General features: G+C 44.3%; 23 protein-coding genes, 1 riboswitch and 1 other annotated feature. Of the genes, 13 read left to right on the forward strand and 10 right to left on the reverse strand.

Features of this window, described 5'->3' with window-relative positions; all coding sequences use genetic code 11:
- Positions 1-96 precede the first annotated feature (96 nt).
- Positions 97-279: riboswitch (Lysine riboswitch) on the forward strand.
- 109 nt (positions 280-388) lie between these two features.
- From tet(35) to hisIE, 9 genes are all read left to right on the forward strand, one after another.
- Positions 389-1,990, forward strand: a complete 1,602-nt coding sequence (gene tet(35), locus R7Q41_RS04165) for a tetracycline efflux Na+/H+ antiporter family transporter Tet(35) (protein ID WP_017634691.1) — start codon at positions 389-391, stop codon at positions 1,988-1,990.
- A 180-nt stretch (positions 1,991-2,170) separates the two neighbouring features.
- Positions 2,171-2,308, forward strand: a sequence feature (His leader region).
- Between the two features lie 53 nt (positions 2,309-2,361).
- Complete coding sequence (gene hisG, locus R7Q41_RS04170) at positions 2,362-3,258, forward strand: ATP phosphoribosyltransferase (protein ID WP_005378180.1); 897 nt, start codon at positions 2,362-2,364, stop codon at positions 3,256-3,258.
- Between the two features lie 5 nt (positions 3,259-3,263).
- The gene (gene hisD / locus R7Q41_RS04175; RefSeq protein ID WP_025766878.1) at positions 3,264-4,562 is read left to right on the forward strand and encodes a histidinol dehydrogenase; all 1,299 of its coding nucleotides are present in this window, start codon (positions 3,264-3,266) and stop codon (positions 4,560-4,562) included.
- A 12-nt stretch (positions 4,563-4,574) separates the two neighbouring features.
- Positions 4,575-5,615 carry a histidinol-phosphate transaminase gene (gene hisC, locus R7Q41_RS04180; RefSeq protein ID WP_017634689.1) on the forward strand — a complete coding sequence of 347 codons (1,041 nt, stop codon included), beginning with the start codon at positions 4,575-4,577 and terminating at the stop codon, positions 5,613-5,615.
- Positions 5,616-5,684: 69 nt separating this feature from the next.
- Entirely contained in the window at positions 5,685-6,758 is a 1,074-nt protein-coding gene (gene hisB / locus R7Q41_RS04185) for a bifunctional histidinol-phosphatase/imidazoleglycerol-phosphate dehydratase HisB (RefSeq protein ID WP_005378173.1), read from the forward strand.
- A gap of 26 nt (positions 6,759-6,784) precedes the next feature.
- Positions 6,785-7,399, forward strand: a complete 615-nt coding sequence (gene hisH, locus R7Q41_RS04190; protein ID WP_006743042.1) for an imidazole glycerol phosphate synthase subunit HisH — start codon at positions 6,785-6,787, stop codon at positions 7,397-7,399.
- A 12-nt stretch (positions 7,400-7,411) separates the two neighbouring features.
- The gene (gene hisA / locus R7Q41_RS04195) at positions 7,412-8,149 is read left to right on the forward strand and encodes a 1-(5-phosphoribosyl)-5-[(5-phosphoribosylamino)methylideneamino]imidazole-4-carboxamide isomerase (protein ID WP_005390889.1); all 738 of its coding nucleotides are present in this window, start codon (positions 7,412-7,414) and stop codon (positions 8,147-8,149) included.
- Positions 8,131-8,904 carry an imidazole glycerol phosphate synthase subunit HisF gene (hisF, locus tag R7Q41_RS04200; RefSeq protein WP_318107962.1) on the forward strand — a complete coding sequence of 258 codons (774 nt, stop codon included), beginning with the start codon at positions 8,131-8,133 and terminating at the stop codon, positions 8,902-8,904. The genes hisA and hisF overlap by 19 nt, the downstream gene beginning before the upstream one ends.
- Complete coding sequence (hisIE, locus tag R7Q41_RS04205) at positions 8,901-9,536, forward strand: bifunctional phosphoribosyl-AMP cyclohydrolase/phosphoribosyl-ATP diphosphatase HisIE (protein ID WP_005533681.1); 636 nt, start codon at positions 8,901-8,903, stop codon at positions 9,534-9,536. The genes hisF and hisIE overlap by 4 nt, the downstream gene beginning before the upstream one ends.
- Positions 9,537-9,813: 277 nt before the next feature.
- On the opposite strand, the gene R7Q41_RS04210 is transcribed toward hisIE, so the two are convergent.
- The 4 genes from R7Q41_RS04210 to R7Q41_RS04225 all read right to left on the reverse strand — a co-directional run bounded on the left by R7Q41_RS04210 (position 9,814) and on the right by R7Q41_RS04225 (position 13,015).
- Positions 9,814-10,329 carry a YchJ family protein gene (locus R7Q41_RS04210; RefSeq protein WP_318107965.1) on the reverse strand — a complete coding sequence of 172 codons (516 nt, stop codon included), beginning with the start codon at positions 10,327-10,329 and terminating at the stop codon, positions 9,814-9,816.
- Positions 10,330-10,409: 80 nt separating this feature from the next.
- Positions 10,410-11,624, reverse strand: coding sequence for an EAL and HDOD domain-containing protein (locus tag R7Q41_RS04215; RefSeq protein WP_005378158.1), 1,215 nt, complete (start codon positions 11,622-11,624; stop codon positions 10,410-10,412).
- A gap of 98 nt (positions 11,625-11,722) precedes the next feature.
- Complete coding sequence (lpxH, locus tag R7Q41_RS04220) at positions 11,723-12,460, reverse strand: UDP-2,3-diacylglucosamine diphosphatase (protein WP_005389817.1); 738 nt, start codon at positions 12,458-12,460, stop codon at positions 11,723-11,725.
- Between the two features lie 60 nt (positions 12,461-12,520).
- Positions 12,521-13,015, reverse strand: a complete 495-nt coding sequence (locus R7Q41_RS04225; protein WP_005378156.1) for a peptidylprolyl isomerase — start codon at positions 13,013-13,015, stop codon at positions 12,521-12,523.
- A gap of 202 nt (positions 13,016-13,217) precedes the next feature.
- Between R7Q41_RS04225 and cysS the strand changes: the two genes are divergently transcribed.
- Positions 13,218-14,600 (forward strand): cysteine--tRNA ligase, encoded by a 1,383-nt coding sequence (gene cysS, locus R7Q41_RS04230; protein ID WP_005378155.1) that lies wholly within the window; start codon positions 13,218-13,220, stop codon positions 14,598-14,600.
- An 87-nt stretch (positions 14,601-14,687) separates the two neighbouring features.
- Positions 14,688-15,266, forward strand: a complete 579-nt coding sequence (locus tag R7Q41_RS04235; RefSeq protein WP_005378154.1) for a thymidine kinase — start codon at positions 14,688-14,690, stop codon at positions 15,264-15,266.
- 60 nt (positions 15,267-15,326) lie between these two features.
- Here R7Q41_RS04235 and R7Q41_RS04240 read toward each other — a convergent pair whose 3' ends face one another.
- From R7Q41_RS04240 to R7Q41_RS04250, 3 genes are read right to left on the reverse strand one after another with little or no spacing between them, the layout of a single operon-like run.
- Positions 15,327-15,965, reverse strand: a complete 639-nt coding sequence (locus tag R7Q41_RS04240; protein WP_025766874.1) for a YdcF family protein — start codon at positions 15,963-15,965, stop codon at positions 15,327-15,329.
- Positions 15,962-16,789, reverse strand: coding sequence for an NAD-dependent epimerase/dehydratase family protein (locus R7Q41_RS04245; RefSeq protein ID WP_025766873.1), 828 nt, complete (start codon positions 16,787-16,789; stop codon positions 15,962-15,964). The genes R7Q41_RS04240 and R7Q41_RS04245 overlap by 4 nt, the downstream gene beginning before the upstream one ends.
- Positions 16,790-16,807: 18 nt before the next feature.
- Complete coding sequence (locus tag R7Q41_RS04250) at positions 16,808-17,686, reverse strand: LysR family transcriptional regulator (RefSeq protein ID WP_025766872.1); 879 nt, start codon at positions 17,684-17,686, stop codon at positions 16,808-16,810.
- An 89-nt stretch (positions 17,687-17,775) separates the two neighbouring features.
- Between R7Q41_RS04250 and R7Q41_RS04255 the strand changes: the two genes are divergently transcribed.
- Complete coding sequence (locus R7Q41_RS04255) at positions 17,776-18,222, forward strand: PACE efflux transporter (protein ID WP_318107966.1); 447 nt, start codon at positions 17,776-17,778, stop codon at positions 18,220-18,222.
- A 43-nt stretch (positions 18,223-18,265) separates the two neighbouring features.
- Here R7Q41_RS04255 and R7Q41_RS04260 read toward each other — a convergent pair whose 3' ends face one another.
- Positions 18,266-18,499, reverse strand: coding sequence for a TIGR02647 family protein (locus R7Q41_RS04260; RefSeq protein WP_005378148.1), 234 nt, complete (start codon positions 18,497-18,499; stop codon positions 18,266-18,268).
- A gap of 299 nt (positions 18,500-18,798) precedes the next feature.
- On the opposite strand from R7Q41_RS04260, the gene focA reads away from it, so the two are divergent.
- Entirely contained in the window at positions 18,799-19,659 is an 861-nt protein-coding gene (focA, locus tag R7Q41_RS04265) for a formate transporter FocA (RefSeq protein ID WP_005378146.1), read from the forward strand.
- A gap of 85 nt (positions 19,660-19,744) precedes the next feature.
- Here the strand turns inward: focA and R7Q41_RS04270 are convergent, their stop codons facing one another.
- Together R7Q41_RS04270 and R7Q41_RS04275 are read right to left on the reverse strand one after the other, a co-directional pair.
- A complete protein-coding gene (locus R7Q41_RS04270) occupies positions 19,745-19,882 on the reverse strand; it encodes a hypothetical protein (protein ID WP_005378145.1) in 138 nt (45 codons plus the stop codon).
- Positions 19,883-20,236: 354 nt separating this feature from the next.
- The gene (locus R7Q41_RS04275) at positions 20,237-21,049 is read right to left on the reverse strand and encodes an ABC transporter permease (protein WP_017634681.1); all 813 of its coding nucleotides are present in this window, start codon (positions 21,047-21,049) and stop codon (positions 20,237-20,239) included.
- Positions 21,050-21,268: the final 219 nt, after the last annotated feature.

A 21,268-nucleotide genomic window follows, 5' to 3' on the forward strand; every position in this document is an offset into this window, starting at 1 on the left:
TGCATTGACTCTCATCATAAGTACAATGGCTGCCACCTGATGCAATATTGCAGACAATTTGTTGTTAATTTGTACAGTTAGTGGTTAATTGTTTGTTGTTGCCGTAGAGGCGCGGTCTCGAAGAGTAGCTATTATTGGGGTGATGCCAATGAATAATAGTGGAAGGCGAAGATTGCCGAAGTAAGTAACTCATCAAAGTTACTTGCTGGGGTTGTATCTGAAAGGAACAACACTGCCATAGTATATATTCACATTAAACTATGGAGCGCTACTGTAGGGTTGGGTGGAGTGTTCGCTTCCCTGTCGCTAAGTTCAACATGAGCACGTATCGTATGCTACGTGACTTGTCTGCAGTAGATCTCTAGCCAAACTTTGGTTTTTGAAGATCATGAATTTAATAGATTTTTCTAGTTCTCCTGTTTCATTATTGCCACCTATTGTCGCTTTGACTTTGGCGATTTTGACTCGACGTGTATTAGTTTCCTTGGGTGTAGGTATCGTGCTAGGTGCGGTGCTACTTAATAGCTGGTCTATCAGCGACACCGCAGGTTACGTCAGTTCTCAAGTTTCTTCTGTCTTTATTGAAGATGGCGGAATTAACACTTGGAACATGAGCATTGTTGGTTTCCTAATCTTATTAGGTATGACAACAGCTTTATTAACGCTATCTGGCGGTACTCGTGCTTTTGCTGAATGGGCACAATCTCGAGTGAAGAGTAAACGCGGCTCCAAACTTCTTGCCGCCTTTTTAGGCGTATTCATTTTTGTCGATGATTACTTTAATAGCCTTGCTGTTGGTGCGATCTCTCGCCCAGTAACCGATCGCTTTTATGTGTCTCGCGCTAAGCTTGCGTACATTCTAGACTCAACCGCTGCTCCAATGTGTGTAATTATGCCTGCTTCTAGCTGGGGTGCTTACATTATTACTATTATTGGCGGGATCTTAGTCTCACATGGGATCACAGAGTATTCGGCTCTTGGCGCATATGTTCGTCTTATCCCAATGAACTTCTACGCCGTTTTTGCGCTGCTAATGGTGTTCGCTGTTGCGTGGTTTGGTCTTGATATTGGTAAAATGCGTGAGCATGAGATCTCTGCATCGCAAGGTCGTGGCTTTGATAAAGACAAAGAAAATGACTCGCAAGAAGCGCATGACCTAAACGAAGAGCTAGATATCCGTGAAAGTGAAAAGGGTAAAGTGTCAGATTTGATACTTCCTATCGTGACGCTGATTATCGCGACTATCGCTTCAATGCTTTACACGGGTGGCCAAGCATTGGCTGCTGATGGTAAGGAGTTTGCGCTTCTTGGTGCTTTTGAAAATACAGATGTAGGTACATCACTAATCTACGGTAGCTTGCTTGGCTTAGCAGTTGCACTGTTTACTGTTGTGAAGCAAGGTCTACCAATGGCTGAGATCGCACGTACACTTTGGATTGGTGCTAAGTCTATGTTTGGTGCGATTCTAATCTTAGTATTTGCCTGGACCATTGGTTCTGTTATCGGTGATATGAAGACTGGTACTTACCTTTCGACAATGGCGCAGGGCAATATCAACCCTCATTGGCTCCCAGTTATCCTATTCTTGTTGTCTGGCCTGATGGCGTTCTCAACAGGTACTTCATGGGGTACGTTCGGCATCATGCTTCCAATCGCTGGAGACATGGCTGGCGCAACAGACGTAGCGCTAATGCTACCGATGCTGAGTGCGGTTTTAGCTGGTGCGGTATTCGGTGACCATTGTTCACCAATCTCAGATACGACTATCTTGTCATCGACGGGTGCACGTTGTAACCACATTGATCACGTATCAACACAGCTACCTTATGCATTATCAGTCGCGCTTGTTTCATGCGTCGGCTTTATTGCCCTTGGTATGACTGCTTCAATAGCGTTCTCGTTCATTGCAGCGTCGATAACATTCATTATCGTTTGCGCTATTTTGTCATGGCTTTCAAAGTCTAAAATAGCGTCTTGCCAGAGTGCGTAATTCACTGATTTAAAAAGTAAATTTATAGGAGGCTTCGGCCTCCTTTTTTATTTGTATTATACAATTCGAATTTTTTTAAAATTAAGGGTTGAAAAAAGTAATCAGCTTGGTTAGTGTTGTTGGTAACAAAGCAAATGAGAAGAGCCTTGAAATAAGTATGCGTAATTTTGTAATGAACATTCATCACCATCATCACCCAATCTAGTCTTTCGGGCGATGTACGCATACCCGGGAGGCAGGAAACTCCCGGAGGTAAAATCAAAGTAAAAGCAGATTTTAAACCCTCGGGAGACTTCAATCTCCCGAGGGTTTTTTAGTTTTATTAGTTTGAAAAATACTTAGATATCAAAATCTTGCATAGGGACAAAGCAATGCAAACACAACGTTTAAGAATCGCAATTCAGAAAAAAGGTCGTCTTAGCAAAGAGAGTCAAGCTCTACTAAAACAGTGCGGCGTAAAGTTCAACGTAATGGGCGAGCGTTTAGTTGTCCATTCTGAAAATATGCCAATTGATTTACTCTTGGTTCGTGACGACGACATCCCAGGTTTAATTATGGATGGCGTGGTTGACCTTGGCTTTATTGGCGAAAATGAACTAGAAGAAGTTCGCCTTGACCGCAAAGCATTAGGTGAACCCTGCGAGTTTGTTCAGCTTCGTCGACTTGATTTTGGTGGCTGTCGTTTATCTATCGCAATCGACAAGGACGAAGAGTACAACGGTCCACAAGACTTAGCTGGCAAGCGTATTGCTACAACGTATCCTCAACTTCTAAAAGCGTACATGGATGAAGCCGGCGTTCCATTCTCTACATGTATGCTGACAGGCTCTGTAGAAGTTGCCCCTCGCGCGGGTCTCGCTGATGCTATCGCTGATTTGGTTTCTACAGGTGCAACACTGGAAGCGAACGGCCTTAAAGAAGCTGAAATTATCTTCAAATCAAAAGCGACATTGATTCAACGCACAGGTGAGTTCGACGCAGACAAAGTGGCGCTAATCGAAAAGCTGTTAACTCGCATGCAAGGCGTGCAGCAAGCGAAAGAATCTAAGTACATTATGCTTCACGCCCCAGCAGAGAAGTTAGATCAAATTAAAGCACTACTGCCAGGTGCTGAAGACCCAACTGTTCTTCCTCTTTCTGCAGATAAGCAGAAAATGGCTGTTCACTTAGTGAGTTCTGAAAACCTATTCTGGGAAACAATGGAACAGCTGAAAGAGTTGGGCGCAAGTTCAATTCTCGTTCTACCAATTGAAAAAATGATGGAGTAAGCATCATGAGAACAGTCGTTTGGCAATCATTAAGTGAGAATCAGCAAGACTCTATTTTGGAGCGCCCTGCTATTGCAGAAGGTGCCAATATCACCACTGCTGTGGCCGAAGTTATTGCTAAAGTTCGAGAAGAAGGTGACTCTGCTCTTATTGAGCTGACAGAAAAGTTTGACCGTGTTAAGCCTGAATCCATTCGTGTTTCTTCTCAGGAAATTAAGGCAGCGTCAGAGCGTTTGTCAGAGTCAATGAAGAGCGCACTAGAGCAAGCTTACGCCAATATTTCTAAGTTCCACAAAGCGCAAAAGCCGCAACCGATCAAGGTGGAAACCCAGCCAGGTGTCCTTTGTGAACAAGTAACACGCCCAATTCAAAAAGTGGGTTTGTACATTCCTGGTGGCAGTGCGCCTTTGCCATCGACTGTTTTGATGCTCGGCGTTCCTGCAAAAATTGCAGGTTGTCGTAAAGTCGTTCTTTGTTCTCCACCCCCAATCGCTGATGAGATCCTTTATGTCGCGAAACTGTGTGGCATTGATGAGGTGTATAACGTCGGTGGTGGCCAAGCAGTTGCTGCAATGGCTTATGGCACCGAGACTGTATCGAAAGTAGATAAGATCTTTGGTCCGGGCAACGCTTACGTGACCGAAGCAAAACGTCAGGTAAGTAATGATTTCCGTGGTGCTGCGATTGATATGCCAGCAGGTCCATCAGAAGTTCTTGTAATTGCCGATGAAACCGCAGATGCAGACTTTATCGCTGCGGATCTTTTGAGCCAAGCGGAACACGGTCCTGATTCTCAAGTGGTACTTGTGACTTCTTCTCCTGTGATTGCTGATCAAGTGACGGATGCGGTTCAACGTCAGCTTAAGGAGCTATCTCGTGAAGACATCGCAGAAAAGGCTCTGGCATCAAGCTTGATCATTATTTCCGAGTCGATGACGCAGTCAGTTTCTATTTCCAATTACTACGGTCCTGAGCACTTGATTGTTCAGACTAAGAACCCTCGTGAGCTTCTACCTCTACTTGATAATGCAGGCTCTATCTTCCTTGGGGATTGGTCGCCTGAATCTGCGGGAGATTACGCATCGGGGACTAACCACGTCCTTCCTACTTACGGTTACACACGTACTTATTCAAGCTTAGGTTTGGCGGATTTCTCTAAACGAATGACGGTTCAGGAGCTTTCTGCTGATGGTTTAAAGAACCTTGCACCAACGGTAGTCACGATGGCTGAAGCAGAAGGTCTGGACGCTCACAAACGTGCTGTTACTATCCGCGTAGAAAAATTAGCAAGTAAGAAAGAATAAGAGAGTAATGAGATGGAAAAGCTAGCGCGTAAACAAGTCCAACAGCTTACCCCTTATATGTCGGCTCGCCGAATCGGTGGTACGGGTGACGTATGGCTAAATGCCAACGAATCACCATTTAACAATGAATACAAAACAGACTTTGCTCGTCTTAATCGTTACAGCGAATGCCAACCGAAAGAACTGATTTCCGCTTACGCAGCGTATGCGGGTGTGAAGCCAGAACAAACACTGACTTCTCGCGGCGCAGACGAAGGTATTGAGTTATTAATTCGTGCATTCTGTGAGCCGGGTGAAGATGCGATTCTTTACTGCCCACCAACTTACGGCATGTACGCCATCAGTGCAGAAACCATCGGTGTAGAGCGCAAAACCGTGCCGCTAACGTCAGATTGGCAACTAGACCTTGCAGGCATCGAAGCTAATCTGGATAACGTGAAACTGGTTTTTGTATGTTCGCCAAACAACCCAACAGGTAACTTGGTTAAGCGTGAGGACATTGTGTCTCTGCTTGAGATGACAAAAGACCGAGCAATCGTGGTGATGGATGAAGCATACATCGATTTTTGTCCAGAAGCGTCAACGGTAGATTTACTGGCGCAATACCCGAATCTTGCGATTCTGCGTACTCTGTCGAAAGCTTTTGCGCTTGCAGGTCTGCGTTGTGGATTTACGCTTGCGAACGAAGAGCTGATTAATGTACTTCTTAAAGTTATCGCACCTTACCCAGTCCCAGTTCCAGTGGCAGAAATTGCGACTCAGGCACTTTCGGAAGCTGGTTTAGCGCGAGCGAAGTTTCAAGTTCTCGATTTGAATGCAAACCGTGCTTACTTGCAAGTTGGCCTTTCAATGATTCCGGGCTTGGAAGTGTTTGAAGGGTGGGGAAACTACCTATTGGTGAAATTCCCAGATGGCGATGACCTTTTCAAAGCGGCTTGGGATACGGGCATTATTTTGCGTAACTCGCCAATTGAAAACTGTGTGCGTATCAGTGTGGGTAACCGTGACGAGTGCGAAAAAACGCTTGGATTTATCAGAAACTACTACGCATAGATAGAGACAGAATTTATCGCTCTCGCTCAATAGCGGGAGCGCCAAAAGAATAGCAATAAGGAAGTTCGAGTGAGCAAACAACAAAAAATCCTTTTTATCGACCGTGATGGCACCTTAATTGTTGAGCCGCCGATTGATTTTCAAGTAGACCGTTTAGATAAGCTAAAACTAGAACCATTTGTTATCCCAAGCCTGCTGTCGTTGCAGGATGCAGGATATCGTCTAGTGATGGTCACGAACCAAGATGGTTTGGGTACAGACAGCTACCCACAAGCTGATTTTGATGCACCGCACAACATGATGATGGAGATCTTTGAGTCTCAAGGTGTGAAGTTCGATGACGTACTGATTTGTCCTCACTTTGATGAAGATAACTGCTCTTGCCGTAAGCCTAAACTAGGCTTGGTAAAAGAGTATCTTCAAGGTGGCAAAGTAGATTTCCAAAACTCTGTTGTGATTGGCGATCGTCAAACCGATCTTCAACTTGCAGAAAACATGGCAATTCGTGGTATTCAATACAACCCAGAAACCATGGGCTGGAAACAGATCCTAAAAGATCTCACAGTGAAGGCGCGCGTGGCTGAAGTGGTCCGCACCACAAAAGAAACAGACATCAAAGTATTCGTTAATCTTGACGAGCAAGGCGGTAATGACATTTCTACAGGTCTTGGCTTTTTTGACCACATGCTGGATCAAATCGCGACGCACGGTGGATTCCAAATGGTGTGCAAAGTGGAAGGTGACCTGCACATTGATGATCACCACACAGTGGAAGATACCGCTCTTGCGTTAGGTCAAGCGTTGAAGGAAGCACTGAGTGACAAGCGTGGTATTGGTCGCTTTGGCTTTAGCTTGCCAATGGATGAGTGTTTGGCGCAATGCGCACTAGACCTATCAGGTCGTCCTTACCTTAAGTTCGACGCTCAATTCAGCCGTGAGCAAGTGGGTGATCTTTCAACAGAGATGGTGGTTCACTTCTTCCGCTCTTTGACTGACACATTAGCATGTACGTTGCACCTTTCTTCTGCGGGCAACAATGATCACCACATCATTGAAAGTCTATTTAAAGCGTTTGGCCGTACGTTACGCCAAGCAATCAAAGTAGAAGGCACTGAGCTACCAAGTAGTAAAGGCGTGCTTTAAGGCGAATCTTAGCAAGGAGAAAAACAGTGACAGAACAGAAAGTTGTCATTATCGATACTGGCTGTGCCAACGTCTCTTCGGTGAAGTTTGCTATTGAACGCCTAGGCTATGACGTAACTATTTCAAAAGATCCGCAGGTCGTATTGTCGGCAGATAAGCTATTCCTACCGGGTGTGGGCACTGCCAGCGAAGCGATGAAGAACCTAGAAGAGCGCGATCTTATCAGCTTGGTAAAACAGGTAGAAAAGCCTTTGCTAGGTATCTGTCTAGGCATGCAACTGTTGGGCAAAGTGTCTCAAGAGAAAGGTCAGAAAGCCGACGAGTTAGTTGAGTGTCTTGGACTTTGTGATGGCGAAGTGAAGCTACTACAAACTGGCGATTTGCCGCTGCCGCATATGGGTTGGAACACAGTCTCTGCAAAAGCAGGTAATCCACTTTTCAAAGGTATTGAAGAAGGAGAGTATTTCTACTTCGTGCACAGCTTTGCGATGCCTGTTGGGGATTACACCATTGCCGAATGTGATTACGGAAATCCATTCACTGCTGCGGTTCAAAGCGGTAACTATTATGGTGTGCAATTCCACCCTGAGCGTTCTTCAAAAGCGGGCGCGAAGCTTATTCAAAACTTCTTAGAATTATAAAAGGGATTTAGTGTGATTATTCCAGCTCTTGATTTAATTGAAGGACAGGTGGTTCGCCTTTATCAAGGTGATTACGGCCAAGTAACTGAGTACAAAGTCGACCCAGCAGAGCAGTTCAACTTGTACCACCAAGCGGGTGCTAACTGGCTGCACTTAGTGGATTTAACTGGCGCGAAAGACACGACAGCACGTCAACTTGATTTAATTGCAAAGCTACTAGCAAGCACGCCAGCGAACATCCAAATCGGTGGCGGAGTGCGCACAGAGCAAGACGTGATTGATCTGCTAGAAGCGGGGGCTCAGCGTGTTGTCGTTGGCTCAACAGCAGTAAAACAGCCAGAGCTTGTGAAAGGTTGGATGGAAAAATACGGCGCAGAGAAAATCGTTCTCGCGCTAGACATCAACATCGATCAAGACGGCACGCGTAAAGTGGCGATCTCTGGTTGGCAAGAAGACTCAGGCGTGACTATCGAAGCTCTGATCAACGATTACCTAACGGTAGGTTTGCAGCACGTGCTTTGTACGGACATTTCTCGTGACGGTACGCTAGAAGGCTCAAACGTAGAGCTTTACGTTGACCTATGCAAACAGTACCCACAAGTGCAGTTCCAATCTTCAGGTGGTATCGGCTCATTAGCAGATATCGAAGCGCTAAAAGGTAGCGGTGTGGCTGGCGTGATTGTTGGTCGTGCACTGTTAGATGGTAAGTTCACAGCAGAGGAGGCGTTTGCATGTTGGCAAAGCGAATAATTCCATGTCTTGATGTTCGTGATGGACAAGTGGTAAAGGGCGTTCAGTTCCGTAACCATGAAATCATTGGCGATATCGTTCCTCTGGCGCAGCGTTATGCGGAAGAGGGCGCAGACGAGCTTGTGTTCTACGATATTACTGCTTCAAGTGATGGTCGTGTCGTCGATAAAAGTTGGGTCGCTCGCGTTGCTGAAGTGATTGATATTCCTTTCTGTGTGGCTGGTGGTATTAAATCAGCGGAAGACGCAGCGCGCATTCTTGAGTTTGGTGCAGACAAAGTGTCTATCAACTCACCTGCATTGGCGAACCCGCAATTGATTACTGACCTTGCTGATAAGTTTGGTGTGCAATGTATCGTCGTTGGTATCGATTCATACTACGACAAAGAGACAGGTAAGTATCAGGTTTACCAGTTTACTGGTGATGAAGAACGCACCAAAGCAACCCAATGGGAAACGCGTGATTGGGTGCAAGAAGTACAAAAACGCGGCGCTGGTGAAATCGTTCTGAACATGATGAACCAAGACGGCGTGCGTAACGGCTACGATATTGAACAACTTAATATGGTGCGTGAAGTGTGTAACGTGCCATTGATTGCATCGGGTGGTGCAGGTGCCGTGGAGCACTTCGCAGAAGCCTACCAAAAAGCAAATGTGGATGGCGCGCTTGCCGCATCGGTATTCCACAAGCAAGTCATCAATATTGGTGAACTAAAGCAGTATTTGAAACAACAAGGCATTGAGGTACGACTATGAGTGTGAAAGCCGCCGAAGTAAGTTCGCTAGCTGAGCGAATCAACTGGGAAAAGGTGGATGGTCTGGTACCTGCCATCGTACAAGATTTCCAATCAAGCCAAGTGCTGATGATGGGTTACATGAACCAAGATGCGTTGGCAAAAACGGGCGAAACAGGTCAAGTGACGTTTTTCTCTCGTACCAAGCAACGTCTTTGGACGAAAGGTGAGACCTCTGGCAACGTATTGCAATTGGTAAACATGCAGCTAGATTGTGACAACGATACGCTACTGGTGAAAGTGAATCCCATTGGTCCTACGTGTCACTTGGGTAACACAACTTGCTGGGATGTGGACCCTCAAGAGGAGTCACAAATGGTGTGGCTTCATCAACTTGAGCAGCTATTGGCTGCCCGCAAGAGTGCCGACCCAGATTCCTCTTATACTGCCAGTCTTTATGCCCGTGGCACCAAGCGTATTTCGCAAAAAGTGGGCGAAGAAGGCGTTGAAGTCGCGCTTGCGGCGACGTCGGGCGATAAGGCGGAGTTAGTGTGTGAATCGGCAGACTTGATTTATCACTTAATGGTATTGCTTCAAGACCAAGGCTTATCGATGAATGACGTAGTGAATAAACTGAAAGAGCGTCATAAATAAACCTGCTATAGATAAATGAAAGCCCTATGCTCTCGAGCCTAGGGGCTTTTTTACTTTAGTGTTCTTGATTCGGGGAAAAACCGGCAACAGTGCTAGTAGCGATTAGAGTCTGAATCACGCTTGTTCTTCGTTGTTGAGAATGACGGTATATTTTCTAATGGCGCTGCAGTAGAGTTATTTACTTCAAACAGACACATATATTCACGTCATTCCGACGAACCTAGGCGAGATCAGGAATCTAATTAAAGCGAGCTCAATAAGCTAAGCGTGGATGATCTTACCCACAACACTTCTTAAATTTCTTACCGCTTCCGCAGATACACGGGTCGTTGCGACCTACTTTTAAGCTACTTACTGGCTGGTTTAGGCGAGGATCTTGTTTTGGTTCTTCTTCTAGCTCTTCTTCTGGAAACGTGCCGTCAATGTAGTACCAAAGCCCGTCTTCTTTCACGAAACGAGAACGCTCGGTCATGCAGTAGCGTTTGCCGTCTTCATCAAAGTAAGCGTTGAATTCGACAAAACCTTCATTCTCGTTGCTGCTCGCTTCGGCTTTTATTACCTCAAGCTTGCACCAGTCGCTGTCGATGGATTGGGCAATGCCCTCACGTTGCTCTTCTGCATTACAGCTTGGGTGATATGTGTTCACCACGTAGTCCACTAGACCTAACACATGCGCACTGTAACGAGAGCGCATTAGCTGCTCTGGAGTAGTGACGTCAGCATGGTTATTGTGGGCAATTTCACAACACTGTTGGTAGGTGCGGTTAGATCCGCAAGGGCAAGAAGAAGCCATAAAATGAAATCTCGATTAATTAAGCGGTAAAAACAAACAACCTCACAATTGCGAGGCTGGAGGTGAGGCATTATAGCGATTTAGGGCGTTTGAGACAGCAGTTCTTGAGCCCACTCGGTAGATTGATTAAAAGCGTCCGCTAATTGAGGTTCGGTTAATTTAAGAACGGTGCAATATCGCTCGGCTAACTCCCAGTCCGCTTGTTCATAGGCGATCGTCATCGAAAGTAAGTGACCAAGTACGCCTTTTCGACTGGTTAATGCGAGTTTTATATCTTCGTCAACGGGTATATCTTCAATGACATCCGAGAGCGGTTGATCGAGCAAAGAGCCGAGTAAAGAAAACATGCCTGTCAAAAAAGCCTGCCCAGGGTCATACCTAGTGTTCATTTGACTAAGTAACAGTTCACACATTCGTGCACGCTGAATCGCTAAAGAGTAAAGAGAGTCAGGTTTATCTTCTTGAACGGACGCAATTGCAACTAAGGAAATAAAGCGTCGTAGTCGCTCTTCACCCAGATAAATAAGCGCCTGTCTGAACGATTTGATCTTAGTCGTTAATGTATATCCTGAATTTACGTAAGTAAGCAGCTTGTATGACAGCGTCACATCAATCGAAAACAGACGTTCAACCTCATTGAAGTCGATGGGCTTATCTGCAATCTCTTTACAAAGTTGGATGACGGTAAGAAACGCGGGGTTCAACCGTTTTTTCTGGATCATCTCAGGTTTGCTAAAAAAATACCCTTGAAAATAGTTAAAACCGGCTTCTAGAGCTTGCTCAAACTCTTCATAGGTCTCTACCTTTTCCGCAAGAAAGTCGATTTTAAATGGGCTCAACGCCTGAATAAAAATGGCAGCTTTCTTGATCGGCACAAGTCTAATATCAAACTTGATCATGGAAACGTATGGAAGAAAACGCTTCCAAGCTTTCGTCGGAACAAAATCATCCAGAGCAATTTTGTATCCGCACTCATGAAGGTGCTTGATGGCTTCTAACAGTTCTTCTGTCGGTTCGCAGTCTTCAAGGACTTCAATGACGAGAGATTCTTTAGGGAACAAAGTTGGGACCAAGTTTACCAAGCTTTGATGCGGAAAGTTAACAAAGCCAAGTTTGTTTCCTAATGTGTTGTAATGCGTCGACAAAAAATGATCGGATAGCAGTCGACTAGTAGCCAGCTCTGGTTCTACTTCAGGGAAGGTATTTTTAGGGCCGTCTCGAAAGAGGAGTTCGTAACCTATGGTTCGTTTTTCTCTATCCAGAATCGGTTGGCGAGCTACGTAAGAATACTTCAATTAGGTACTTCGTTCTGTTTAACTTAGTATTATGATAATAGCGATTTTTTACAAAATATCTACGACTTGAGCGTGAATCTTCTACACGCTCTACATGCTTAACGCAAATTCTGTATGAACGGTCTCGTTTGTAGGTCAAAACTATCAGAATTTACTTTTAAAACTGAGCCTTGCGTATACCAATCCCCTAAAACAATTCGGGTCTTTTTAACGCCATCGACGTCAAAAAAATGTGTGTTCGGGCGATGTGTGTGACCATGAATCATTAAGTTGACGCAGTTCTGAGACATTACTTTCTCGACCTCATTTTGGTTGACGTCCATGATATCTAATGACTTGCTCATTTTATCATCACGAATATCGGATTGAACTTTTGAGACAATTTTCTTCTTAATGAACCAAGGAATACGGTTAAACAACCATTGTAGCCATGGCTTGTGAACGGTTTTTCTAAACTCTTGGTATTTCACATCGTCAATGCAGAGCGTATCGCCATGTAGGATCACGGCTTTTTGACCATAAAGATCAATCGTGCAGACATCGTCGAGTAATGTCATACCGGTTTCTTTGCAAAAGCGTTTGCCGAGTAAAAAATCTCGATTGCCTTGGATGAAAAAAGTTGGCACACCCGCATCCGTCAGTGCTTTAAATTCTGCACGGATTTGGTCTGCAAAAGGGGTGTTGTCATCGTCACCAATCCAGAATTCAAACAGATCGCCGAGTACATAAAGTGCATCAGCTTTTGTTGCTTCTGTTCGCATGAACGTCACAAAACATTCCGTGATATCAGGACGTGACGGGGTAAGGTGAAGATCGGAAATAAATAATGTCGTCATAGAAATAAGGGGAAGCTACGCCTCCCCATTAACTTATCTTTTAAAAATAATTCCTAAGAATTACTCTTCAATTGTTGTACCAGTGATTACTACGTCTTCTAGAGGTACGTCTTGGTGCATGCCGTAAGAACCAGTGCTAACGCCTTTGATCTTATTTACGATGTCCATGCCTTCGATTACTTCACCGAACACACAGTAACCCCAACCATCTAGGCTTTCGCTACGGAAGTCTAGGAATGTGTTGTTGTTTACGTTGATGAAGAACTGAGAGCTTGCTGAATGCGGCTCCATAGTACGTGCCATAGCAAGTGTACCCACTTTGTTGCTTAGGCCGTTGTTTGCTTCGTTCTTGATAGGTGCACGAGTCGCTTTTTCACGTAGACCAGACTCCATACCACCACCTTGGATCATGAAGCCGTCAATAACACGGTGGAAAAGCGTGTTGTCGTAGAAACCGTCGCGGCAGTACTGAAGGAAGTTTGCGCTTGTCTCTGGCGCTTTCTCTTCGTTTAGTTGAATCTTGATGTCACCAAAATTAGTGTGAAGGGTGATCATGCTACTTTCCTTTACTGTGTTGTGTTGAGCCCGAGATTCTAGCCTAAGTTCTAGTGCTTTAAAAACTCAGGAAGAGGAAATTCTTCGTTTTGTGCTTGAAGTTTAGCCGATTATCGTTTTATCGGTTAATTGCTATTACCTAACTAGGTTGGAGTTGATATACTCATCTTCTTTTATTCATTCACAATCATAGATAGAGATCATGTTAAAGATATATAACACACTCACAAGACAGAAAGAGGAATTCAAACCAATTACAGCTGGCAAAGTCGGTATGTATGTCTGTGGAGTTACCATCTACGATCTCTGTCACATTGGTCACGGTCGTACTTTCGTCTCTTTTGACGTTGTATCACGTTACCTTCGCTATTTGGGCTATGATCTGACGTTTGTACGTAACATCACAGATATCGACGATAAGATCATCAAACGTGCCGCAGAAAATGGTGAGTCTTGCGATTCATTGACTGAGCGTTTGATTGGTGAAATGCACGCTGATTTTGATGCGCTGAACATGAAACGTCCGGACGTTGAACCTCGTGCGACACAGTTTATTGCTGAAATCATCGAATTGGTTGAGAAGCTAATCGAGCGCGGTTTTGCATACGTTGCAGATAACGGTGACGTAATGTTTGAAGTGGGTAAGTTCAACGAATACGGCAAGCTTTCTAAGCAAGACCTTGATCAGCTTCAAGCTGGCGCGCGCGTTGATATCGAAACAGCAAAACGCAGCCCTCTAGACTTTGTACTTTGGAAGATGTCTAAGCCGGGTGAACCAACGTGGGAGTCACCATGGGGGCCTGGTCGTCCAGGTTGGCACATTGAGTGTTCAGCAATGAACTCTTCAATCCTAGGTAACCACTTCGACATTCACGGCGGTGGTTCTGACCTTCAGTTCCCACACCATGAAAATGAAATCGCACAATCATGCTGTGCACACGATACACAATACGTGAACACATGGATGCACAGCGGCATGGTAATGGTAGACCGTGAGAAGATGTCTAAATCTCTAGGTAACTTTTTTACTATCCGTGACGTTCTTGGTCACTACGATGCTGAAACAGTGCGTTACTTCCTAATGTCTGGTCACTACCGTAGCCAGTTAAACTACAGCGAAGATAACCTAAACCAAGCACGTGCTTCGCTTGAGCGCCTGTACACATCTCTACGTGGTTTGGATCTAAATGCTGCTCCTGCTGGTGGTGAAGAGTACGTATCTCGCTTTACAGCAGCGATGAACGATGACTTCAATACACCAGAAGCGTACTCAGTTCTGTTCGACATGGCGCGCGAAGTTAACCGCCTGAAGACAGAAAACCTAGAGAAAGCGAGCGAGCTAGGTGCGCTAATGCGTGAACTAGCTGACGTGATCGGTATTCTTCACCAAGATCCTGAAGCCTTCCTAAAAGGTGATGCGGGTAACGATGATGAAGTGGCTGAAATCGAAGCTCTGATCAAGCTGCGTAACGACTCTCGTGCTGCGAAAGATTGGGCGAATGCAGATATGGCTCGTGACAAGCTGACCGAAATGGGCATTGTTCTGGAAGATGGTCCAGAAGGCACAACGTGGCGTCGTAAGTAATTGAATTTTCATTTTTAAAGGGCTGATAATTCAGCCCTTTTATTTTCCATTTCCATAAATTAAAACTTTGACTTTAGGTAATGCTCTGTGGCTCAGATGTATTTCTATTACTCAGCAATGAATGCGGGTAAATCAACAACGCTTCTTCAATCCTCTTTCAACTATCAAGAACGCGGCATGACGCCAGTTATTTTTACGGCTGCGCTAGATGATCGTTTTGGTGTCGGTAAAGTGAGCTCTCGTATTGGTCTTCAATCTGACGCACATTTATTTCGTCAGGATACCAATTTGTATCAGGAGATCGCAGCTCTGAATGAGGTTGAAAAACGTCACTGTATTCTTGTTGATGAGTGTCAGTTCTTGTCGAAAGAACAAGTTTATCAACTTACTGAAGTCGTTGATAAGTTGCATATTCCAGTATTGTGTTACGGCCTTCGCACCGATTTTCTAGGCGAACTTTTTGAAGGCAGTAAGTATCTATTATCTTGGGCAGACAAGCTGGTTGAGCTCAAAACAATCTGCCATTGCGGCCGCAAAGCGAATATGGTTATTCGTACCGATGAACACGGCGTGGCAATTAAAGAAGGCGATCAAGTTGCGATCGGCGGTAACGATAAGTATGTCTCCGTATGCCGCCAACATTACAAAGAAGCGCTCGGTAAATAAGCCGTATTGATACAGAAAAGCCACCGAACTTGGTGGCTTTTTGTTGTCGGTTAGAAAAAGTTAGACTAAGTCAAAACCAAACCGCTCGAGTAAAACCTGGTAAGAAGATTCGACTTGCTGAGGGATGTTCTGCTCGGTTTGAAATCCTTTCTCTGGATAGCTTTTTACGCGAGAGAAATCTTCCATTAGTGCTTCTAGCACCATCATTAATGGCATGTCTTCATTAATGTATTCAAAAAATGGAAGAGCCGCAGAGCTTACTTGGAGCTGAGTGTAGGGTGACTGCCACTGTTTTTCAAATGTCGCGATTGCTCTACGCTCCATAAACGGTTTTTGTACCAGAATAAACGAGGAACACTGTTTTCCTTCCTCTTTTAATCGTTGCTCAGTAAAGCGAACATTTTCTCCACTGTTTGTGGATTCAGTTTCGAGCAAAATTGCTTCACTTGGAACGCCCGACATCTTTGCAATCTCGGCAAAGGTTTCTGCTTCGCTTTTTTCAAACAGTCCATCTGTGAAGCGACCTTCACCCCCTGAAAATACAATCAAAGGTGCCAACTTTTGGTGGTAGAGCTTGGCAGCGTGCTCCGCTACACGCACATCATTACTGCACATCACAAACAAACAGTCCGCAGGTTTCAGTTCATGTTTGAGTTGCATGTAATCCCAAAGCGTTTCTATATGTCTATAGAGTCTCATAGCGCATCCAAAGTTGAATTGAAGTGAAATCGATAACCAAGTGAGAGTAGTTTGTCAGCAAGAATACGCTTGTCAGCTTGCTCTGTGACGGGTGGAAGAGGTATCTCACTTCCGATTTTGTTTATGGCAGCTTGGTAGAACTCAGCCTTGCTGACAGTATGAGGTGTAGTAACGTTAATGACTTGGTTGCTTAAATTGCCTAAGGCAAATTTCGCAGCCGAGACAGCATCATCTTGATGAAGCATATTAGCTGGTGCTTTACGACTAACTTGTTGAAGCCTTGCTGCAAAGCGAGATGGGTGTCTATCTGGCCCGATTAATCCGCTACAACGTAGAATAACAAAGTTAATATTCGAGTCGATAACATGCTGCTCTGCTTGAAGCATAATACGTGCATTGTCAGAGAAATAAGGGCTTTCGGCTGCTAAAGAGAGTGACGCGTCAGCTTCTTCCATATCGGAAGCAAGGTTAGGGTAAACCGTGGTAGAGCTGATCATGAGAAGTTTTTCAACGTTGTTTTGCTTAGCTGCGTTGGCAAGTATTTGCCATTGCTGTGCATATTCTTGACCGCGTCCTTTACGAAATCCTGGAGGAAAAGCACCGATAACGTGCGTAATTTGATGCTGTTTGAGCAGCTCATCTAGCCGTGCTGTGGCGTTCAATTGATTGAAATCGAACAATGCGGAGTGAGTTAATGAGGTGGGTAACTCTTTTAATCGAGTTTGGCTACGACGAGTGACGACAACATAGTGTCCATCTTTCATCAATGTTTCTGCTAGCGGAGTTCCGAGCCAGCCTGCACCTACGATCAATGTATTTGCCATTTGGGTCTTCCTACTTACTTATGTCTGCCCGAATAGGTTGAGCAGTTCTGCTTTAGCTTGTTGATGGAGGGGATCTGAATGCCATTTCTGGTGCTGAATAAGGTCAACATTGACTTGCCAAGCCAGTTTTGTGAAATCATCCCCAACTTTTTTTAATGTATTAGGTGAATACGCGACTAAATGCTGTGGTAGAAAGCACCAACCAAACCCTTTATTCGCCAATTCCAACAAAATATAGTAGTTATCAGCGTACCAGATATCTGGGCTAAATGCTTGATTGAGACCACATGGCTCTGCACTTTTGGATCGTATGACCAATTGACGATGTTGTTTTAGTTGATCAATGTGAGTGATTTGCTGCTTTGCTAAAGGATGCGTTGAAGAGACATAGACATCAAATGCAATATTGCCAAGATTGGTGAAATCGATGTGCCTTGGCATTTGTAAATCACTCAAAATAATCCCAGTCGTGGCGCGTTCCGACTTAACCAATTCAATGATATCAGGGCTTGATGCCGTTAAGCATTCAACTTGTAAGTGTGGAAAGCGTTGCTCTAACTTCTTTAGCACATCCGGCAAGCGAGTCAGAGGAATCCCTTCATCAATAGCTAAGGCTAATTTGTTCGTTGGCGTGGAAAAGAGCTGCGATGCCCTATTGTTTAGGCGGTCGAGTTGGCTGATTGTTGCTTGTGCATAGGGTACGAGAGCGAGGCCATTCTCAGTTAATTTAGGGTACCTGCCTGATCGATCAAAAAGCTCAACGCCACAGTCGATCTCCATATTCATGATGTGCTGGCTCACTACAGATTGAGCTCGCCCCAGCTTTCTAGCTGCTCCTGAAAATGATCCTGCTTCTGATGTAGCAATAAAAGCTTGCAGTTGTTCGATGGTAAACATATCGCTTAAACCGATGGTATCTAACTTTTGGTTATCTAAATAATAGATAAAATTCTAAGCATTGAGTAGAACTATTTGGATAGAGAAATATGACTCGTAACGAACGAATTTTTCATGCAGTACTTTTTGAGTTAATCGCACTCGCGATTATTGTACCAGCGGCTTCATTGATCACTGGAAAGGGCTCTAGTGATCTTGCGTTGGTTGGGGTCGGGTTGAGCATGTATACCGTGCTATGGAACTACATCTACAACTTGTACTTTGATAAGTGGTTTGGTGACAATCGAGCTGAGCGAAGTTTAGCGATGCGGCTTGGACACACTGTTGGTTTCGAGGGAGGATTGATCTTTATCTCTCTACCTGTGATTGCCTGGTTCTTAGAAATTACGCTTCTTCAAGCTCTGATGCTGGAAGCCGGCTTCCTCGTTTTCTTCCTATTTTATGCTACTGGTTTTAACTGGTTGTATGACAAGGTTCAACCATTTAGCAAAATGAAAAAGCGATTATTGCCGCAGGCATCGACAGGAAAAATATAGGACTAAAAAACGCCACCGAGTTCGGTGGCGTTTTTTGTTCAAATTACACAGACAAAACTCTTAAAATCTTATCTGCATGTTCTGCAACTTCAATGCCTTCGTCTGTTAGATAACCACCGTCAGGCTGTGTACAAAGTTGCTTCTCATATAGACGAGCAACGGCTGCCTGCATTTCTTCTGACGCGTCTGTATGAACTTTAATACCAGTTGCAGCACTACTTAGGTCGAACTGAAGAAGTAGATTCAATTCGGCGATATGTTCAGCTGAATATTTCATAAATGATTCCTTTGCGCTTTTTTTACCAAGCTAGTCTGAAAAGTAGCGTTGGGCAACATTCAACGACAAGAAGTGTTAAGTATGGCGCTATCAGGCTGATATAACGCAGGATCTTTGTTCGAAAGGCCGAATACTTGTTAAGTATCAATGATACTTACGGTAGCGAATGATAGGCGCTATTTATTGCTTGATCTCCCAATAACAACGATTTTAGTAAACACGCCAAATAGCACTTGAAAAAATAGGGAAATAGAGCGATTATCCGCGCCTCTTTAAATGTTTCTAAATGTTACACCAGAATGAACTTTAATCAGTTTGACTCACTATTACCGCCACAAGCTGCGGAACGCGCGGCTGAAGTGGGGGTAGGCAAAGCAACGAAAGCTCCAATCAAATCTTTTCTGCTCGCCATTTCTGCGGGGCTTCATATTGGTATTGCTTTCATCTTCTATACCACAGTAACGACAGGCGCAGGCGAGCTGCCTTGGGGCATTACACGACTCATTGGTGGTCTGGCATTTAGCCTTGGTTTGATTTTGGTGGTGGTTACTGGCGGAGAGCTTTTCACTAGCTCTGTGCTAACACTAGTTGCGCGTGCGAGTGGAAAAATCTCTTGGCAAGCACTTATCAAAAACTGGTTGGTGGTTTACTTTGGCAATATGGTTGGGGCCATTTTGCTCGTGGCCTGTATGCTAGTTACCAAGCAATATATGTTTGATCATGGCCAAGTTGGTCTTAACGCGATGGCGATCTCCCAACACAAATTACATCATGGTTTCTTTGCTGCTGTTGCGCTTGGCATTATGTGTAACGTATTAGTTTGTATTGCAGTTTGGATGACGTTTAGTGGGCGAACATTGACAGATAAAATAGCGGTCATGATTTTGCCTGTGGCTATGTTCGTGTCGGCAGGTTTTGAGCACTGTATTGCGAACATGTTCCAAGTACCTATGGCGATTGGTATTAAGTACTTTGCGCCAGAAGCGTTTTGGCAAATGACAGGGGCAGATATTGCAAACTACGCGGACTTAAACATGATGGGGTTCATCGTAAACAACCTAATTCCTGTTACGATAGGAAACATTATTGGTGGTGGCGTATTTGTTGGCATGTGGTATTGGATGATTTATCTACGCGATGAAGATAACCATTTGCGATAAGTTTAGAAGATCACAAGAAAGGCGAACCAGATGGTTCGCCTTTCTTTTTATTTGTCTCTGCAAATGTCAAATAAGTCGAGTCATGCTAAATCAACTCTTCGTTGATGCCAAAATCGGTTGGGAGCCAATGAGAAGTTACTTCCTTTGGTTCTTGAACGAGCCAATCCAGAGGTGCATCGGACAGGAGTTCATCGTAATTTTCTTTGATCATTAAGACATCCATGTACGTCTCTCCAAGTTTGTGGTCACTGCCTTTACTTTAAAATTAGAACATGTCAGTCACGTGATCAATGCATGAAGATTCGATTGATCACTTATGTTGCTATGTTTCTGGTTGCGTATGGGGTTTGGGGGCTTATCCACATTTTCTGTGGATAACCTGTATCAAAGATCGTGCGTATCTAAACTTGCAAAGAAAATTTCATAAAATTAGAGGCTTATATCAAAAAGAATTCTGCCTGACTTTTCATCTGAAAGCGTCTTGATGAGTGCTCGAAGAATAGTTGAGTTATTCAGTTATAAGTACGTTCGACTTGGCAACATAAGTTGTTTAACGGGCTTTACCCACAAGCGCCAACTAACCGTGAGTTTTGGTCGATTCGGGTTGCTCGATTTTTATCTTGATTCGGCCTTCTTTGGTTTGTACCCAGCGCAATGTCATTTCTAACGTTATGGTTACGGAGGCACTCAACATAACGAAAATCGCCAGCATAATTACTAACTGGTATTTAATCGCAACCATCGGGCTCGCGCCACCTAGAATTTGACCGGTCATCATACCCGGTAAGGTAACCAGCCCTGTAGTGGCCATAGAAGCTAAAGTCGGGGCGAGGGACTTTCTAAGAGCCTCCTGAATGAAGGGGAAGGATGCGTAGCGAGGAGATGCTCCAAGTGAGATTGCAGCCTCATATTCTGCTTGTCTCTGCTCAAAAGCCGTAAACAAATTCTGAAGAGCGATGATATTACTACTCAAGCTGTTACCCAATAACATACCGGCAAGTGGGATCATGTACTGCGCATTGTAAATAGGGGATGGTTGCACTAAGCCTGCTGTAATTGCTATCAGAAGTGGTATTAGACCACAGGTAAGGCCCGTTAGTAGCGGAAGCATAAGTGGCTTTTTAGGTAAGTGAGCTTTTCCCGCAATTGAGCTGGCACCAATCAGTAGCATGATGGCAAGCCAAAGTATATTGACAAGTAAGCTGTTTAATTGAAAAAGATATTCTAAATACACGCCAATCAATATGAGCTGAAGTGTCATTCGGATAACACTGATTATGGTGTCTTTTGCTATCCCTAATTTGTAGCGGGCATTGATAAAGAAGGGGACCAATAAAATCAAACCAAACAGTGCCAGTTTGACCCAGCTTATATCCACCACGTTATCCATAATCGCTCCTTGAAAATACGCGAATAATTGTATCTAAGCCTCTCCTTTATATGAACCACTACGTGCACTTTTTGCTGTTCTTAAAGTAAATCTTGAGTGCTATTTTAGACATTAATACGCAGCATTTTGTTTACAAGTGGTTATCTTTTCCGGAGTTTTTAAGTCGATTTATGGCATGGTAATTACGATTTAAATGTGATCGATGTTTCTTAAATGTTG

Source organism: Vibrio sp. 2096, assembly GCF_033339595.1.
GTDB lineage: Bacteria > Pseudomonadota > Gammaproteobacteria > Enterobacterales > Vibrionaceae > Vibrio > Vibrio alginolyticus.

What these genes read in the sequence shown, in the direction of transcription:
- lpxH (WP_005389817.1), bottom strand. Translation starts at nt 12,460, where the DNA reads ATGACGACATTATTTATTTCCGATCTTCACCTTACCCCGTCACGTCCT.
- R7Q41_RS04240 (WP_025766874.1), bottom strand. Translation starts at nt 15,965, where the DNA reads ATGAGACTCTATAGACATATAGAAACGCTTTGGGATTACATGCAACTC.
- R7Q41_RS04225 (WP_005378156.1), bottom strand. Translation starts at nt 13,015, where the DNA reads ATGATCACCCTTCACACTAATTTTGGTGACATCAAGATTCAACTAAAC.
- R7Q41_RS04260 (WP_005378148.1), bottom strand. Translation starts at nt 18,499, where the DNA reads ATGAAATATTCAGCTGAACATATCGCCGAATTGAATCTACTTCTTCAG.
- hisC (WP_017634689.1), top strand. Translation starts at nt 4,575, where the DNA reads ATGGAAAAGCTAGCGCGTAAACAAGTCCAACAGCTTACCCCTTATATG.
- hisD (WP_025766878.1), top strand. Translation starts at nt 3,264, where the DNA reads ATGAGAACAGTCGTTTGGCAATCATTAAGTGAGAATCAGCAAGACTCT.
- R7Q41_RS04245 (WP_025766873.1), bottom strand. Translation starts at nt 16,789, where the DNA reads ATGGCAAATACATTGATCGTAGGTGCAGGCTGGCTCGGAACTCCGCTA.
- R7Q41_RS04250 (WP_025766872.1), bottom strand. Translation starts at nt 17,686, where the DNA reads ATGTTTACCATCGAACAACTGCAAGCTTTTATTGCTACATCAGAAGCA.
- hisIE (WP_005533681.1), top strand. Translation starts at nt 8,901, where the DNA reads ATGAGTGTGAAAGCCGCCGAAGTAAGTTCGCTAGCTGAGCGAATCAAC.
- hisG (WP_005378180.1), top strand. Translation starts at nt 2,362, where the DNA reads ATGCAAACACAACGTTTAAGAATCGCAATTCAGAAAAAAGGTCGTCTT.
- R7Q41_RS04275 (WP_017634681.1), bottom strand. Translation starts at nt 21,049, where the DNA reads ATGGATAACGTGGTGGATATAAGCTGGGTCAAACTGGCACTGTTTGGT.
- R7Q41_RS04270 (WP_005378145.1), bottom strand. Translation starts at nt 19,882, where the DNA reads ATGGATGTCTTAATGATCAAAGAAAATTACGATGAACTCCTGTCCGAT.
- focA (WP_005378146.1), top strand. Translation starts at nt 18,799, where the DNA reads ATGAACTTTAATCAGTTTGACTCACTATTACCGCCACAAGCTGCGGAA.
- hisF (WP_318107962.1), top strand. Translation starts at nt 8,131, where the DNA reads ATGTTGGCAAAGCGAATAATTCCATGTCTTGATGTTCGTGATGGACAA.
- cysS (WP_005378155.1), top strand. Translation starts at nt 13,218, where the DNA reads ATGTTAAAGATATATAACACACTCACAAGACAGAAAGAGGAATTCAAA.
- R7Q41_RS04210 (WP_318107965.1), bottom strand. Translation starts at nt 10,329, where the DNA reads ATGGCTTCTTCTTGCCCTTGCGGATCTAACCGCACCTACCAACAGTGT.
- R7Q41_RS04255 (WP_318107966.1), top strand. Translation starts at nt 17,776, where the DNA reads ATGACTCGTAACGAACGAATTTTTCATGCAGTACTTTTTGAGTTAATC.